We start from the raw sequence: 15071 nt of genomic DNA, 5'->3' as shown, positions 1-15071 counted from the left end.
CCGGGCTGTCACTTATAGAAATGCGTCAATATCGATTTCGGCTATGGCGATGCCCTGTTCGCCCGCAACGGAATAGAGCAGGTACGCTGCCCCGTTCTCCTTATAAATGGCAGGATCGCGCAATTGTCGTACCGGCGGCTCGCTCCAGCCTCTTACGGACGGCTCAAGTGGCAGGTCTGCACCTTCATAGTCGAGCTCTGGCTGAATGACCGAGACAGGCTCCGTCGGTTTCCACTCAAGCCAATCGTCGGCCAGGTTGATTCGCGACACGACAATATGCTCCGGCACATCCTTCACATTGCTGTAAAAGACAAGAAGCGTGCTGCCGTTCAAGTAAACCGCGCTGTGGCGCATATGTTCCGTAAACAGCAGGGGCCCTTTTTCGAAGTTGCTCAATCCGTCCTTGGACCGGACAATCAATCCCGGCATCACGATGCCGTAATAGTAGCCGTCCCAGTAAAATACACGGAAATACGAAGTGCCCAGCTCGACATCGTTCGTCTCGAAACGGATGCCGTCGCTTGACGTGGCGACGAACGTTTGCTGAAACTGCTCTCCGGCTACAGGGCCGTGATAATACATGCGGATTTGCTTTTTATCGTGATCGACATGAACATCTGGGGAAGCGACATGCCGGACGCATTTGGTTTGCCCGATTTGCAGCGTCCCCGGCTCATACAGGGTCCACGGCCCGGTTAAAGAATCCGCGTAAGCCAAACGGATGTTTTGTCCCGTTTCATGATGGGCGAAATAAAGATAGTAGGCACCCAGCGGATTTTCGATCCAGTCAGGCACTTTGATCAGGGACGGACCGTTAATGTTATCGCAGATGGCGGGATTCAATGCAGGGTAAATAATAGGATTCGTCTCCAAACGTCGGATTGCGCTCATTTTTTACTTCCTTTCGATATTATAATGGTAACCTGCCGTAAACAAAAAAGGCCCGAATTGTGGCAATTAAGTACATAACATGCCTCAAATGGAGAGCCTTCGGTGGTCCGGTGGGCTGCTTCCGTATCGTCCAACTATAAAGTAGATTAAACATATTGGAATTTACGTGTTTAACCCAAATTATCATCAATCCACCGGCTTGTCAATCAATAATCGGACGAGGATGAGCATTGACGATACGGAGCTTTGCGCCTATAATTCCTACTATTGCAATGTGATTAAAATTCGCGGTCGACCAGACGAACCGGAAACACGAGATGGAAAAAGGAGGTTGGTATGGCTATGAAAATCAAGGACGTGCAAGTTTATCGCGTACAGCCGCCGGGCGATACATGGATTTGGGTGGCGATCCGGACGGAGAACGGGTTAACCGGCTGGGGGGAAATTTCCAACAGCGGCAACGACGAAGCGGCTGCGGAAATCGTAAGCCACGCGGCCCTTTCTTTGGCGGGTTGGGATCCGCGGCGGCTGATGGAGCTGACCGCTCCTGTCGGGGAATGGCATTTCCCCTCTCGTCTGGCCGACAGGATCGCGATTACGGCCTGGAGTGGAATCGATCAGGCGCTTTGGGATTTGACTGCTCAAGCCTTCGGTCTTCCACTGTATCACCTGCTGGGCGCCTTCGGAAGGGACGACATCCCGTTATACGCCAACCTGAACCGTGGGCTACGGAGCAATCGGGCGCCGGAAGCGTTGGCGGAGAGAGGAAGGTCGGCGCTGGATAGCGGGTTCCAAACTGTCAAGTGCACGCCGTTTGACGAGCTTACTCCACATCGGTATGAGGCCGATCTGAAGCCGGCGATCGCACGGCTGGAAGCGTTGGCGGACGCCGTCCCTTGGTCCCGTATTGCGATCGACTGCCATCAGCGGTTTAACCGCTCAAGCCTGGCGCAGTTTATGGACTACTTGCAGGACAAACGGGTGACGCCTTACTGGATTGAAGATGTATTTCCGCTAGCTGACCGGATCGGACTGGATTTGTTCCGCGCCGGCTATCCGCATATTCGCTGGGTCGCGGGGGAAACCGCCCTGAGCGTCACGGAGCTGCTGAAGCGGTTGCGTGACGGAGGGCTGGATGTAGTGATGCCGGACGTGAAGCATATCGGAGGCGTCAGTGCCGTCAAGACGCTGATCCCGGCGACGGAGGCCCAGGGCGTCTGGGTTACGCTACACAATCCGAGCGGCCCGATCTCGACCGCCTTTTCCGCGCATCTGTCCGTCTTGTGTCGGCTTGCGGTTCCACTCGAATTCCCATGGGGAGTGTCCGCCGTCAGACATGAAGCGACCTATCCGGCCGAGCCCGTCCGGGAAGGCCGGTACCATCTGTCTCCGGAGCGGGCGGGAATCGGACTGCGTCCCGCGGAGCCGTTTCTGGCGCAATATGGCAAGCTATGGACATCCGGGTCATGGAGCGAGCATGTACCGATATAGGCGTTGACAAACTCAAATGACCGGTGCTATAGTCTATTCGTAGTAAGTCTATCAGAATAAACGGAAATTTGTGGTCTACCAGATAGCTGGAGACACATTCTTTTTTGCTTTCGGCATGCGCGAAGCAAGAAGGAGTGTGTCTTTTCTCATTCTTAGAGACTGCTATTTCATCGAGAAAGAGGAGATTGTTCATGAAAAAGGGCATTGCAACAGGTCTGACGCTTAGTTTTATCGCATCGGTTTTGCTGGCGGGATGCGCGGCTACCCAGCCGCAGCAGGCGGTGAGCGGGGCGGACCCGCAAATTGGCAAAGCCGGCGGTGAAGGACCGGTGACGCTGCGGTTTTGGAGACGCGGCAACGACCCGGTTATGCATACGTATTGGTTGAACGCGATCAAAAAATTTGAGGCCGACAATCCCGGCTACAAAATCGACTTTTCCGAGGCTTCCTACGACGATTACGATGTGAAGCTGAATGCGGCATATGCCAGCGGCGATGTGCCGGATGTCATTACGCATGCGATCTCGACAATCGGCGAGCGGACGGCCAAAGGCCAGTTTGCGCCGCTGGAGGAGTACGCAAACAAGTGGGAAGGCAAAAGCGATTTTATTCCGAAGTTGCTCGAAATCGGCTCTTATAAAAATCACCTGTACGGGATTCCATTTAATCCGACTGCGAGCGTCTTGGCCTTCCGCAAAGATTTTGCCAAGGAAGCCGGCCTTGATCCGGAGAAGCCGCCGGTCACTCTGACGGAGTTCGCCGGATGGGCGGAAAAACTGACCAAGCGGGACGGGAACACGATCACCCGCTCCGGGTTCGTCATCCCGCAGGACGATAGCAATCTTCCGTATGTGTTTGCCACAATATTCGGCGATAAAAAAGGCCTCGATGCGACCGACCCGTCCTTCGACACACCGGAAATGAGAAAGGCGCTGACGTATTTAGCCGATTTGTACCGCAATAAAAAGGTATCGGCGGAAACGACGGGCAGCAACGAGAAGAAGACAAGCCAATTCGTCAATGGCAAGGCGGCGATACAAGCGCTGTATCCGTCGGAGCTTGCGCAAATGACGAAGGCCGATCCTGCGGCCAAAGATAAAATCGGGTTTATTTATTTGAAAGACAAGGCATCGGCCAACTGGTCCGGACTGCAATTTTTCTTCATCAGCTCGGACAGCAAAAAGAAAGAAGCCGCCTGGAAGTTTATCGAATATATGAGCACCGCGGATCAGGTGTGGGAACGGTACAAGCAGGCGCAGATGCCGGTCGTCCGCAAGTCGCTGCTGGAAAAAGCGAACGAGGATGACAAATGGCTCAGCCCGGCTGTCGCCTTCTCGCTAGAAAACGGCGTCGCTTCGCCTAAAGTAACCTGGTCGAACCTTTATTTGAGCAAATATACGGCTCATTTCCTGCAGCAGGTACTGCTCGGTCAAAAAACGCCGGACGAGGCCGTCGCAGAAAATGCCAAAGCGCTGCAGCAGGAGATTGCGCAAATGAAATAGCGCGATGAAGCCGCCCGATAAAACACGCAGCATAGCTCAGGGCGGTAAACGCAAGCCATTCTATAAAACAGTTGGTGATCATGATGCTGGCCCGAATGACACAGGCAAACAGGCTCGCGCAAACCGGACGGAAGCGGCGGCTGTCGCTCACCCCTTATTTGATGGTGCTGCCCAGCTTCTCGATTTATTTTGTGTTCGTGTTGATTCCGATTTTGATGACGTTCGAATTAAGCTTTACCAATTACGACTTCTATAAAACAAAAGATTACGTCGGTCTGGCAAATTATACCCGCATGTTCGCCGACCCGGTTTTTTTAATCGCTTTGCGAAACACGATTGTTTATGCGGTGTGCACGATTGTGCCGGAGCTTGTCATCGGTCTTTTGCTGGCCGTGTTTCTCAATATGAAGCTGATCGGGCGCAAATTTTTCCGGATTTCTTTTTACATGCCGCATGTGATCTCGATGGTTTCCATCTCCATGATCTTTCTGTGGATCTATGACACTTCCGACGGTTTGCTGAACATGCTGATGAAATCGCTCGGGCTGCCTGCGCAAAAATGGCTTTTCGATCTCAATCTGGCGCTTCTCTGCCTCATTATCATCGGGATTTGGAAAATGGTCGGATTCATTATGATCATTTATTTGGCAGGCATTCAGCAAATCCCTTCACATCTGTACGAAGCGGCGACGATCGACGGCGCAACGGGCGTGCACAAATTTTTCAACATTACGGTTCCATTGCTGCGGCCCACGACGTTCTTCTTGTTCGTAACGTCATGTGTCAGCTCGTTTATGGTGTTCGAGCAGGTCAATGTGATGACGCAGGGCGGTCCTTTGAACGCAACGACGACAGTCATTCATCAAATTTTTCAACGGGCTTTCGTACAGTACCAGATGGGCTACGCGTCGGCCATGGCCGTGTTTATGTTTTTCATCGTATTAATTGTCACTTTGCTTAACTTTTATTTCGGCAAGCAAGGGCAGAACGTGGATATGGGTTAGGAAGCGGAGGGGGAACAAAACTTTGACGATATATAAAACAGCTTACCGCAGCCGGCAATTTTGGAATTCGACGGCGCTTTCGGTCATCTTTCTGCTCTTATCCGTTATTATGCTGCTGCCGTTTATTTTAATGGTATCCTCTTCGTTCAAAACGTCCGCCGAAATCCATGCCGCAACGTTCCATTTACTTCCGGAGAAGCTTACATTTCACAACTATACGGAAGTGTTTGCGAACGGAAAATGGGGACGATGGTTTCTGAACACCGTCTATGTGACGGCGGTCGTTACGGGGGTGAGCCTGCTGTTCAATTCGCTCGGTGGATTCGCTTTTGCCAGGCTGGAGTTCAAGGGCAGGAATCTGCTGTTCATGCTCATGATGCTGGGACTGATGATCCCGTCACAAATTACGATGATTCCGGTTTTTTTGATCATCAAAACGTTTCCGCTGACCGGCGGCAACAATATATTCGGTTTCGGCGGAACCGGATTGATCAACACGTACGGCGGCTTGATGATCAATCATTTCGCCGGCGCTTTCGGAGTGTTTTTATGCCGGCAATATTTTTTAAACTTCCCCAAGTCGTTGGACGAGGCCGCCGCGATTGACGGTTGTTCGCCATGGAGAACGTATTTCCAAATTTATTTGCCGCTGAGTCAGCCTCTGCTCGCCACCTTCGCCGTGCTGAAAATTACGGATATGTGGAACGATTACATGTGGCCTTTAATTATCGTCAATAAAGAGGATTTAATGAATGTCCAGCTCGGCCTGACCGTGTTTAAAAATGAAGTGATCCACTGGGAGCTGCTTATGGCGGGAACCACCGTCGTGGCGCTGCCGTTAATCGTCCTGTTTTTGCTCGCCCAGCGGTTTTTCCTCGAAGGGATCGTGACGACGGGAATTAAAGGCTAAAGCGGTTTTCAGCCATACATAAGCCTGCCGGCACAAGACCGGCGGGCTTTATTTTTTAGTGAGCCAACCTGATAGCACTCCTGCTCTTTTTACTACAGCAATACGTTCTTCACGACCTTCTATTTTCTGAATCATTTCTATTGCAGTTTCAAAATTAGTAATTATGTATCCTGTTGTTTCAAAACCTTTTGGCATTTCAATAAATCGCTTGACCTTTGTTAAAAAGTAAATTCTACACGAGTCAAATTCCTTCCAATACCAACAAGCGAATGGAACTCTCTCATCGGTTAATTCAATACCCGCCTCTTCCATAGATTCTCGGTTCAAACCATCTTCTAAAGACTCGTTTTTCTCCAGCCTTCCTCCAATTGTTGTTAATATCTTATCATCTTTATCCCAGGTCAAAATTAAATTTCCGTTTTCTAAGACCGGTATGCAATGCACTCCGCTGATATTTTTGTCAGTAGGTATTTCTGAAATGAATGTTAGCATACATTCACCTCCGTTTATTTAGGATGTTCGTTGAAGTTTAAGTGCTTATCTCATTAACAGTGAACAAGCAAGAGACGACCAACATATTCTTCTTATTCGATACCGTATTCACATATTCCTTGCTGACTATACAACGGAACCCAGCTGACTGTTCTGAATAACAATACTTTAACACTTTAAAACGATAAATCACCAAACGCGTGACAAATGGATAGAAGTTCGACCCTCTACCCGTTTGCCGTCAGGCCCGATTTTTCGGGCTGTTTTTCGTTTTCATTCCGTGTTGTGGAAAAACCGTTATATAATGGCATATGAATCCACTAACTCGAGAGGTGATGCCAATGTCATTCCGTCTCCGCCCGCCCTGGCGCGAAGGCAAACCAAGCATAAAGACAAGTATGACCGTCCAATTTTCATGTTTATTTATCGGTTGTTTTTTAATTGTCGGTCTGCTCGTCTATCAAGGCGTGGTCAAAGTCATTCAGGAAATAGCGACCGACTACATTCTGGTTACGATTAAACAGGAGAACGAGAAGGTCGATAAGATCATCGCCAAGGCGGAGAGCAGCGCTTCCACCGTATTAAGCAATAACGAGATGCAGAACATGCTGAACCAGGTTTATTCGGGTCAAGTTTTGAAGCTGCCCGACCGCGATTTAATAAGCCATCTGATCTACAACGCGGTAAATCAGGAGCCTTACGTCATTGCCGCTCAGGTGTATTCGCCGCGATTCGGCTACTACGGATTTAACAACAGCTATTTGCAGCAATCGGATATTCGGCAGCTCACGCTGCAGCACCCGGAGAAGCTGGCCCATATTGACGATCGCATGATATGGATTGAGGTTAAAACAGGCGTCGGCGACAATGTGTACCCATTTATATTCGGCATCCGGACCATTCCGAATTTTATTACCGACACCCCGCTCGGCTATTTCATGGTCGTATTGGATAAAAAGCAAATTGAGAACGATCTCATTCATATTGATATCGGCCAAGGCGGGAGCATGTTCATCGTCAATGAGGATGGCCTTGCCATAGTGAGCAGCGACGAAGCCATGGAGATGGAGACGAAGCGTTACTTAGCCGACAATTTCAAGGATCGGAACGATGTGTCCGGTCATTTTATTCATTCCGTCAACGGCGTGCATTCCCTCGTTACATACAACAAGCTGCACCGGACGAACTGGACTTCTGTCGTAATCCTGCCCGTTTCTTCCTTAACGAAGGGGATGGATTACGTAAACTACTTATTAATATTAACGGGCTGCGCCACCATACTGCTTGTGTTTATAACGGCCAGATTATTATCCGCCCGCATTACGAAGCCCATCAGCAACATTCAACGAAATATGAAGCGGGTGGAACAGGGAAATTTGCAGGTGAATTTGCCGGTGACGCATACGTTGGAAATCAACGATCTGAGCCAATCGTTCAATCACATGGTAGGCAAGCTGAACATTCTCATCAATCAGGTGTACGAGGGGGAGCTGCGCCGGCGGGAAGCCGAGCTGAAAGCATTGCAGGCCAACATACACCCTCACTTCCTGTACAATACGCTGGATTCTTTATATTGGATGCTCATTATTCGAGGTCAGGAGGAAGTGGCGAAGGTGGTCGTTTCCTTATCGCACCTGTTCCGGTATTCGATTGGCGGGAAAGGCCAAACGGTGCCGCTCCGTTCCGAGCTGGAGCATATCCGCAATTACCTGCAGATTCAGCAAATTCGTTTCGAGGATTTGGAGGTTGAATGCATATGGGATGAAACGATCGGGAATGTGACTATATTAAAGCTGTTGCTTCAACCGTTGGTGGAAAATGCGATTTATCACGGACTGGAGAAAAAGTCGGGCAACCGCAAGCTGACGATTGCGACGAAAGCCATTGATCAAGGATTGGTCCTCATTACGATCCGTGATAACGGAGCGGGCATTCGACCGGAGCAGCTTGCGCTCATTCGATCGATGATGCGGATGGCCGATCATTTTCAAATATTGGAAGAGCGCCTGGGGATGGGAATCGAAAATGTACACCGGCGCATCAAGCTGTTTTACGGCGAGGCCTATGGGATGGATATTAGCAGCGAGCCGGGTGAGGGCACCGAGATTACAATCCGAATTCCGCTGCACGGCCGCATGGAATCGAGCGAAGCCAAATAACGAGGAGGAGACGAAATGAATATTTTGCTTGCGGATGACGAGATGCTGGTAACGAGAGGATTATCGATGCAGTTTCATAAGCACAAGCCGGGCTGGCATATTGTCGGACAAGCTGCCAATGGGGAGGCTGCGCTGGAATTGCTTTGGAAGCATCACGTCGACATATTGATTACCGATATCCGGATGCCGCTTATGGACGGGCTGGAGCTGGCCAAACGGGCGATTGCCGTACAGCCTTCGCTCAAGGTTATTATTTTGACCGGCTATGCCGAGTTCGAATATGCACGGACCGCGCTTCGCTACGGCGTGCATGATTTGCTGCTGAAGCCGGTTGAATACGAGCAGCTGATTGAAATGTGCGAGCGGCTGGAGCCGGATAACGAGACGGCCATATACGAAAGCGCCATCCAGTCTGCCATTCGCTACATCGAATCCCATTATGCTTCGCCCTCCTTGTCGTTGAACGAGGTCGCCGAGCATGCGCGTTTGTCCCCCCAATATTTCAGCCGTTTGTTCAAGGAGAAGACCGGCGAGCTGTTTATACGGTATGTCACCCAGCTGCGGATCAATCATGCTTGCAGACTGCTTGAGCAAAGCAGCGACATTAAAATTTACGAAATCGGCGAGCTGGTCGGCTATATCGATCAGCAATATTTCAGCCAAATTTTCAGAAAAATGGTCGGAATGACGCCGAAGCAATACCGGGAGTTAAAAAATCAAACAAAATAATCAATTATTTCAAATTTACGGTAATACAAGCACTCCCCTATAATGAAAACGTGAAGCGCTTTCACAGTCTCGGTTTCCAAATCAGTTTCCGCGTGGCGAAATCAATCATTGAAAATCTCTTGAGATGCAGGAGGAAATAAACGATGAAGAAATGGATGGCATTGCCTCTCAGCATGGCGCTCCCGATCGGCTTACTGGCGGGCTGCAGCGATGGAAGCACGAACGCAGGCGCCAATGACAATGCGAAATCAAGCGGCGGTCAGGTTACGATCAAAATGACGATCAGCGGCAGCGACCAAGAAATGAAGCTGAGAAAAGAAACGGCGGAGCTGTTCATGAAACAGCATCCGAATATCAAAATCGACTGGGTGGATATCGGAAAAGACCGTTATCAAAAAACGTTGACTTTGATCGCCGGCGGCGATGCGCCCGACATCCTGTACATTAACGACTGGGTGACTCCATTGGCGCAAAAAGGGGTATTAAAGCCGCTGGATGAATTTATTAAGTCCGACCCGGATTTTAAAGTCGATCAGTTTTATCCTTCCGTCATCGATGCATTGAAGCTGGACGGCAAGCTGTATGCGCTCCCCCAGGAAATATCGCCGATCGTTATTTATTATAACAAGGATCTGTTCGACAAGGCCGGGGTTCCCTATCCGACGAGCAGCTGGACGCAGGATGATTTCCTGAATGTTGCCAAAAAGCTCAGCAGCCCTGAAAAAAAGCAGTACGGCTTCGTCCTTTCGAACGGTTTGTCCAATTGGGGCGGCTGGATGCTGCGCAACGGCAACAATATTTTCACTCCCGATTTCAAAAAAAGCGGCTACGGCACGCCGGAAGCGCTCAAATCGCTGCAGACGATCAAAAAGATGGTCGTCGACGATCATTCGACGCCGAATACGGCCGAAGTCACCTCGATGGGTCAAGGCACCGATGCGCTGTTCCGCAATCAGCAGGCGGCCATGGTCGAGGCCGGATTATGGTTTTTGCCTCCCTTCAAGGCGGAACCGCTGCCGTTCAAATGGGATGTTGTGATGCAGCCGAAGGGCGTGAATCAGAATGTCAAGGCAGGCGTGCTCAATTGGGGCATGTCGGCCAAGACGAAGCATCCGAAGGAAGCGTGGGAGGTGCTGAAGTTTTTTGAAGGCCACGAAGGCATGATGATCGTGGCGAAATATAACATGGCGCTGCCGGCCACAACGGATAAGGAAGCGAACCAGCTGATTATCGATTCCAAGTTTCCGGAAAATGTGAAGGCGTTCGTGGACAGCGCTCCGCTGATCAATATGGACGAATTCCGTCATCCCAAGTGGGCGGAAATTCACCAGGCCGTTAAAGAGCAAATGGATCTTCTCATGCTTGGCAAACAAGCTCCGGATGCGACCCAGAAAAATATCGTAACCAATATGAATCAAATTATGGGCGAGTAAGTCAGCGAAGTCAGCGAGTAAGTAAAGGAGACAGGATAACCATGCATACGGGAGCAGTTCAGGCTCGCAATTCGTTGTCTGCGAAGGAAGCGCTCTGGGGGTATATCTTTGTGGCGCCCATCTTTATCGGTTTTCTCGTCTTTACCTGCATTCCGGTAATCGTTTCCTTCTATTACAGCTTGACCACATACGACGGGTTAACGGAGCCAACCTTCAACGGCTTCAATAACTATGTGCAGCTGGCGACGGATGCCAAATTTCTCGCTTCGCTCGCACATACGCTATATTTTACGCTGGGCACCGTTCCTTTGGACGCCGGCATCGCCTTGACCATCGCCATCGTGCTCAACATGAATCTTCGTTTGAAGGTGTTGTACCGGACGGCTTTCTTTATCCCGGTCGTGACCTCGACGGTCGCCGTGGCGGAAGTATGGAAATGGCTGTATAGCACAGACTATGGCTTGATCAACGGACTATTGTCCGAATGGGGGCTGTATCAGCCTCCATGGCTTACCAGCGATACATGGGCGATGCCGTCTGTCATGCTCATGAGTATTTGGAAGCATATCGGCTTCAATATGGTCATCTTTCTTGCCGGTTTGCAAGGCATTTCCGTTTCGCTGTACGAAGCGGCCAAAATAGACGGTGCCGGGGCATTCAAACGGTTCATCTATATTACGGTGCCGCTGCTCAGACATACGACGCTGTTCGTTCTGGTTATGTCGACCATCCGCGCGATCCAGGTATTCGATCAGGTGTATATTATGACCGCAGGCGGCCCTGCTTCGTCTACAACGACGGTCGTCTACTGGATTTATCAAAATGCGTTTCAGTTTTTCAAGCAAGGGTACGCTTCGGCAATGGCTTACATCTTGTTCGCCATTATTTTTATCGCTACCATGATTCAAATGAAATTCGCCCAGCGCAAAGATGTCAATTGAGCTTAACCGCTGCGCGATGATGGCGGAATGGAAGGAGGTAAGCTGAATGAACATGACCGGAGACAAAGCGATCGGGCTGACGGGGGAAGCTGTCCGCACGCGCAGAGCCTCATGGGGGAAGCATTCGTTCCGGGCTGTGCTGCATCTCCTGTTGATCGCAGGCTCGGTGGCGATGATCGTCCCATTTCTGTGGATGATTTCCACCTCATTGAAAAGCTCGAATGAGATGTATATGTTTCCGCCCATATGGATTCCGAAGCAAATTTTGTGGGCCAATTACAGCTACATGTTTCAAAATGCGCCTTGGGGCCTGTATTTCTTCAATACGGTCAAAATAACGCTGTTTGTCATCCTGGGTCAGCTCGTAACCTCTTCGATGGGAGCCTACGCCTTTGCCCGGCTGCGTTTTCCCGGGCGGGATGCGATGTTTCTGATGTTTCTCGGCACGATGATGATTCCATATCAGGTGACGATGATTCCGATTTTCAAAATCATTAAACTGCTGGGTTGGCTGGATACCCACTACGCGCTTATTATCCCGGGGTTGTTCAGCGCGTTCGGCACGTTTTTGCTGAGGCAATTTATGCTGTCGATCCCGAAGGAGCTGGAGCAATCGGCGATGATCGACGGCTGCGGCTACCCGCGAATTTTTTGGCACGTAATTTTGCCGAATGCCAAGCCGGCGCTTACGACATTGGCCATTTTCGCCTTTATGGGGACGTGGAACGATTTCCTGGCTCCGTTAATCTACATTAACAGCGACCGGTTGAAGACGTTGTCGCTTGGGCTTGCGACTTTTCAAGGCACGTATACGAATCAGTGGAGCTATCTGATGGCGGGAGCCGTCATCGTGACGATGCCTGTACTAATTATGTATGCCTGCGCCCAGCGGTATTTCGTCGAAGGCATCACGATGACTGGATTAAAGGAATAAAGATGACAAGGCAATAAGAAAAGATCAAGGAGGACATAGGCATGAGCAGTAAACCGATACGCGTCGCCCTCGTCGGATTGGGCTTCGGCGCCGAATTTATTCCGATTTATCAGCATCATCCGCATACGGAGATGTATGCCGTCTGCCAGCGCTCGGAGGACAAACTGCGGCAGATCGGGGATCATTTCGGCATAGAGGCCCGATACACCGATTTCGACGCCTTGCTCGAGGATGAGAACATTGATGCGGTGCATATTAATACGCCTATCCCTGATCACGCCGAGCAAAGCGTCAAGGCGTTGATGGCCGGGAAGCATGTCGCCTGCACGGTCCCGATGGCGACGACCGTAGAAGATTGCAGACGGATTGTTCAGGCCCAGCAGGCTTCGGGGAAAAATTACATGATGATGGAGACCGCCGTATATACGCGCGAGTTTCTGTTCGTGAGGGAGCTGCGGGACAGTCGGCGCCTCGGCCGGATTCAATTTCTTCGCGGCTCGCATCAGCAGGAAATGGGCGGCTGGCCGGGCTATTGGGAAGGGCTGCCGCCGATGCATTACGCCACACATGCGGTAAGCCCGCTGCTTGCCCTTGCCGGCAAGGAGGCGGAGTTCGTCTCCTGCTTGGGCTCCGGCGCCATAGCGGACTCGCTCGCAGCCAAATACGGCTCGCCGTTTGCCGTGGAATCCGCCTTGTTCCGGCTGCGGGATTCGAATCTGGCGATGGAAGTCACCCGCTCGTTGTTTGAGACGTCCCGGGAATATATCGAAAGCTTCGATATTTACGCGGACCGGATGAGCTTCGAATGGCAGCAGCTGGAAGCGGAAGCGCCGATTATTTTTACGGGAGAAGAAGGCAAACGGGTCACGATTCCCGACTATGCGCATCTGCTGCCGGAAAGTATACAAAAGTATACAATGCAAGGCGTTTACGATGCGGACGATAACCGGCATTTGTCGTTTTTGCAGGGGAACGGTCACGGGGGAGCGCATCCTCATTTGGCGCATGAGTTTGTGATGAGTATCGTGGAGCGGCGTCCCGCCTTTCCGGATGCGTATACAGCCGCGAACTGGACCTGTGCGGGCATCTGCGCGCATCAGTCGGCGATGCAGAACGGGCGGCAGGTCGATATTCCGGTATTTCGCTAAAGCTCGAAGGTCCAACCAGGATAAACGGCTGCCTTCCTTCGAGAACGAGCACGTTTGTCTAGGTTGTGCGAAGCTAAGCATAAAATCTTATACTTTCAATATAACTTAAAAAATAGGAGGATCATTCCATGAACGATATATCCAAGGATGGATTGCGGGTATCACATTCGGAGCATAGGGTTTGTATCTACAGGTCAGGCGGCGAGGAACCGATTCTCGTGCAAAATGCCGAACCAGACAAACGCCCGTTTATTCATCCAATCGCCGCTCCCGACGGAGCGGGCGTATTGACCGAGAATGCGCCGCCGCATCATCCATGGCAGCATGGGCTCTATGTCGGGTTAAACGATGTTAACGGAATCGGGTTCTGGGAGGAAGGCGTCCGCGGCAATCCGAGCGACGGCACCTTTCATCCGAAGCCGCTGCAGCCTGCCGTCATGAAGGACAATCAAGCCGGGTGGACTGTCGAAACGGACTGGAAGCACCCGTCAGGGGAAGTTATGCTTGCGGAGACGCAGGCATGGACGCTGCGCGATCTTGGAACAGCCTACCTCCTCGACCTGGAATGGACGCTGCAAGCCAAGAAGGAGCTGACCTTCGGCCGGCATGAATATGGCGGCTTGTTTATCCGCATGCCATACCGCAAAGAGTCGGGCGGGAATGCAATGAACAGCGAGGGGCTGCAAAATGCGGAGGCGGAAGGAAAGCGCGCCCGCTGGGTCGCGGTAAGCATGCCGATCGAGGGAAGGATCGGTATGGCGGGCGTAGCCTTCATGGATCATCCGGACAACCCGGAGCATCCGGTGCCCTGGCGGGTCGACGGACAGCTCGGCATATCGCCGAGCCGCTGCATCGCAGGGGAATGGAAGCTCGGTCTGGGGCAATCTCAGCTGTTCAAACATAGAGTATTCGTTTTTACCGGCGCAGCGGATATGGAACAAATGGAAGAAAATTGGAAATTATATGCATATGCTTGATCATCCCAATTTGTTAAGTCCAGCGGTATGATGTCAAGTCCCTGATTCAATCGAATTGGAAATTTTCTTGGCCGTAAAGTAGATCAGTCAGGAAAAATGGACGCATCAAATCAGACCCAGCCTAAAATCCGATTTTTTACCAGAATTTTACTGGGAATCCTTGAAGGACTTTGACAAAGGAGGCGTTATCCCTTCGCGTTGTTCACCTTCCTCCGTGGCGTATAAAGTTGGTCGTTGCGTAGCAGCACATCGACCAGACGCACAAGTTTTCTTGCCGTTAAGACGAGGGCGCGTTTGTGTTGGTGCTTGGGAACTTCCTTATACTTCTTCCGGTAATACTCGCCGAATTCTTCATCGCAGTTTTTCACCGAGTTGGCAGCTTCAACCAGGTAATAGCGAAGGAATCGGTTGCCGGATTTAATGCGTTTTGTATCCTCAGCCTCAAAGGGGCCAGACTGGT

14 protein-coding genes are annotated in these 15071 nt (G+C 51.0%); 11 read left to right on the top strand and 3 right to left on the bottom strand.

Annotation, left to right across the window (positions count from 1 at the left end):
- Nucleotides 1-12 precede the first annotated feature (12 nt).
- Nucleotides 13-891, bottom strand: coding sequence for a glycoside hydrolase family protein (locus E1757_RS30955; RefSeq protein WP_220446559.1), 879 nt, complete (start codon nt 889-891; stop codon nt 13-15).
- Nucleotides 892-1227: 336 nt separating this feature from the next.
- Between E1757_RS30955 and E1757_RS30950 the strand changes: the two genes are divergently transcribed.
- The 4 genes from E1757_RS30950 (at nt 1228) to E1757_RS30935 (ending at nt 5798) form a co-directional block, all read left to right on the top strand.
- The gene (locus E1757_RS30950) at nt 1228-2382 is read left to right on the top strand and encodes a mandelate racemase/muconate lactonizing enzyme family protein (RefSeq protein ID WP_133235590.1); all 1155 of its coding nucleotides are present in this window, start codon (nt 1228-1230) and stop codon (nt 2380-2382) included.
- Nucleotides 2383-2573: 191 nt separating this feature from the next.
- Nucleotides 2574-3884 (top strand): ABC transporter substrate-binding protein, encoded by a 1311-nt coding sequence (locus E1757_RS30945; protein ID WP_133235588.1) that lies wholly within the window; start codon nt 2574-2576, stop codon nt 3882-3884.
- Between the two features lie 95 nt (nt 3885-3979).
- A complete protein-coding gene (locus tag E1757_RS30940; RefSeq protein ID WP_246079666.1) occupies nt 3980-4888 on the top strand; it encodes a carbohydrate ABC transporter permease in 909 nt (302 codons plus the stop codon).
- Between the two features lie 22 nt (nt 4889-4910).
- Complete coding sequence (locus E1757_RS30935; RefSeq protein ID WP_246079665.1) at nt 4911-5798, top strand: carbohydrate ABC transporter permease; 888 nt, start codon at nt 4911-4913, stop codon at nt 5796-5798.
- A 48-nt stretch (nt 5799-5846) separates the two neighbouring features.
- Here the strand turns inward: E1757_RS30935 and E1757_RS30930 are convergent, their stop codons facing one another.
- Nucleotides 5847-6290, bottom strand: coding sequence for an NUDIX hydrolase (locus tag E1757_RS30930; RefSeq protein ID WP_133235584.1), 444 nt, complete (start codon nt 6288-6290; stop codon nt 5847-5849).
- A gap of 341 nt (nt 6291-6631) precedes the next feature.
- On the opposite strand from E1757_RS30930, the gene E1757_RS30925 reads away from it, so the two are divergent.
- The 7 genes from E1757_RS30925 (at nt 6632) to E1757_RS30895 (ending at nt 14611) form a co-directional block, all read left to right on the top strand.
- Entirely contained in the window at nt 6632-8449 is a 1818-nt protein-coding gene (locus E1757_RS30925; protein WP_165972369.1) for a sensor histidine kinase, read from the top strand.
- A gap of 15 nt (nt 8450-8464) precedes the next feature.
- Nucleotides 8465-9178 (top strand): response regulator, encoded by a 714-nt coding sequence (locus E1757_RS30920; RefSeq protein WP_133235580.1) that lies wholly within the window; start codon nt 8465-8467, stop codon nt 9176-9178.
- A 143-nt stretch (nt 9179-9321) separates the two neighbouring features.
- The gene (locus tag E1757_RS30915; RefSeq protein WP_133235578.1) at nt 9322-10611 is read left to right on the top strand and encodes an ABC transporter substrate-binding protein; all 1290 of its coding nucleotides are present in this window, start codon (nt 9322-9324) and stop codon (nt 10609-10611) included.
- Nucleotides 10612-10652: 41 nt separating this feature from the next.
- Complete coding sequence (locus E1757_RS30910) at nt 10653-11552, top strand: carbohydrate ABC transporter permease (protein ID WP_133235576.1); 900 nt, start codon at nt 10653-10655, stop codon at nt 11550-11552.
- Between the two features lie 46 nt (nt 11553-11598).
- Nucleotides 11599-12486 (top strand): carbohydrate ABC transporter permease, encoded by an 888-nt coding sequence (locus E1757_RS30905; protein ID WP_246079664.1) that lies wholly within the window; start codon nt 11599-11601, stop codon nt 12484-12486.
- A 41-nt stretch (nt 12487-12527) separates the two neighbouring features.
- Nucleotides 12528-13634, top strand: coding sequence for a Gfo/Idh/MocA family protein (locus E1757_RS30900; protein ID WP_133235574.1), 1107 nt, complete (start codon nt 12528-12530; stop codon nt 13632-13634).
- Nucleotides 13635-13762: 128 nt separating this feature from the next.
- The gene (locus E1757_RS30895; RefSeq protein ID WP_133235572.1) at nt 13763-14611 is read left to right on the top strand and encodes a DUF6807 domain-containing protein; all 849 of its coding nucleotides are present in this window, start codon (nt 13763-13765) and stop codon (nt 14609-14611) included.
- Nucleotides 14612-14796: 185 nt separating this feature from the next.
- Here the strand turns inward: E1757_RS30895 and E1757_RS30890 are convergent.
- On the bottom strand, nt 14797-15071 hold a 275-nt coding region (locus E1757_RS30890; protein WP_165972368.1), incomplete at its 5' end, for a transposase.

It is taken from the genome of Paenibacillus piri (genome assembly GCF_004354045.1).
In the GTDB taxonomy this organism is placed as follows: Bacteria; Bacillota; Bacilli; order Paenibacillales; family NBRC-103111; genus Paenibacillus_S; species Paenibacillus_S piri.
The sequence above is the reverse complement of the archived record's forward strand: the minus strand, read 5'-3'. Positions and strand labels throughout refer to the sequence as shown.

Coding starts and splice junctions, on each gene's coding strand:
- E1757_RS30955 (WP_220446559.1), bottom strand. CDS start 891: ATGAGCGCAATCCGACGTTTGGAGACGAATCCTATTATTTACCCTGCA.
- E1757_RS30950 (WP_133235590.1), top strand. CDS start 1,228: ATGGCTATGAAAATCAAGGACGTGCAAGTTTATCGCGTACAGCCGCCG.
- E1757_RS30945 (WP_133235588.1), top strand. CDS start 2,574: ATGAAAAAGGGCATTGCAACAGGTCTGACGCTTAGTTTTATCGCATCG.
- E1757_RS30940 (WP_246079666.1), top strand. CDS start 3,980: ATGACACAGGCAAACAGGCTCGCGCAAACCGGACGGAAGCGGCGGCTG.
- E1757_RS30930 (WP_133235584.1), bottom strand. CDS start 6,290: ATGCTAACATTCATTTCAGAAATACCTACTGACAAAAATATCAGCGGA.
- E1757_RS30925 (WP_165972369.1), top strand. CDS start 6,632: ATGTCATTCCGTCTCCGCCCGCCCTGGCGCGAAGGCAAACCAAGCATA.
- E1757_RS30920 (WP_133235580.1), top strand. CDS start 8,465: ATGAATATTTTGCTTGCGGATGACGAGATGCTGGTAACGAGAGGATTA.
- E1757_RS30915 (WP_133235578.1), top strand. CDS start 9,322: ATGAAGAAATGGATGGCATTGCCTCTCAGCATGGCGCTCCCGATCGGC.
- E1757_RS30910 (WP_133235576.1), top strand. CDS start 10,653: ATGCATACGGGAGCAGTTCAGGCTCGCAATTCGTTGTCTGCGAAGGAA.
- E1757_RS30905 (WP_246079664.1), top strand. CDS start 11,599: ATGAACATGACCGGAGACAAAGCGATCGGGCTGACGGGGGAAGCTGTC.
- E1757_RS30900 (WP_133235574.1), top strand. CDS start 12,528: ATGAGCAGTAAACCGATACGCGTCGCCCTCGTCGGATTGGGCTTCGGC.
- E1757_RS30895 (WP_133235572.1), top strand. CDS start 13,763: ATGAACGATATATCCAAGGATGGATTGCGGGTATCACATTCGGAGCAT.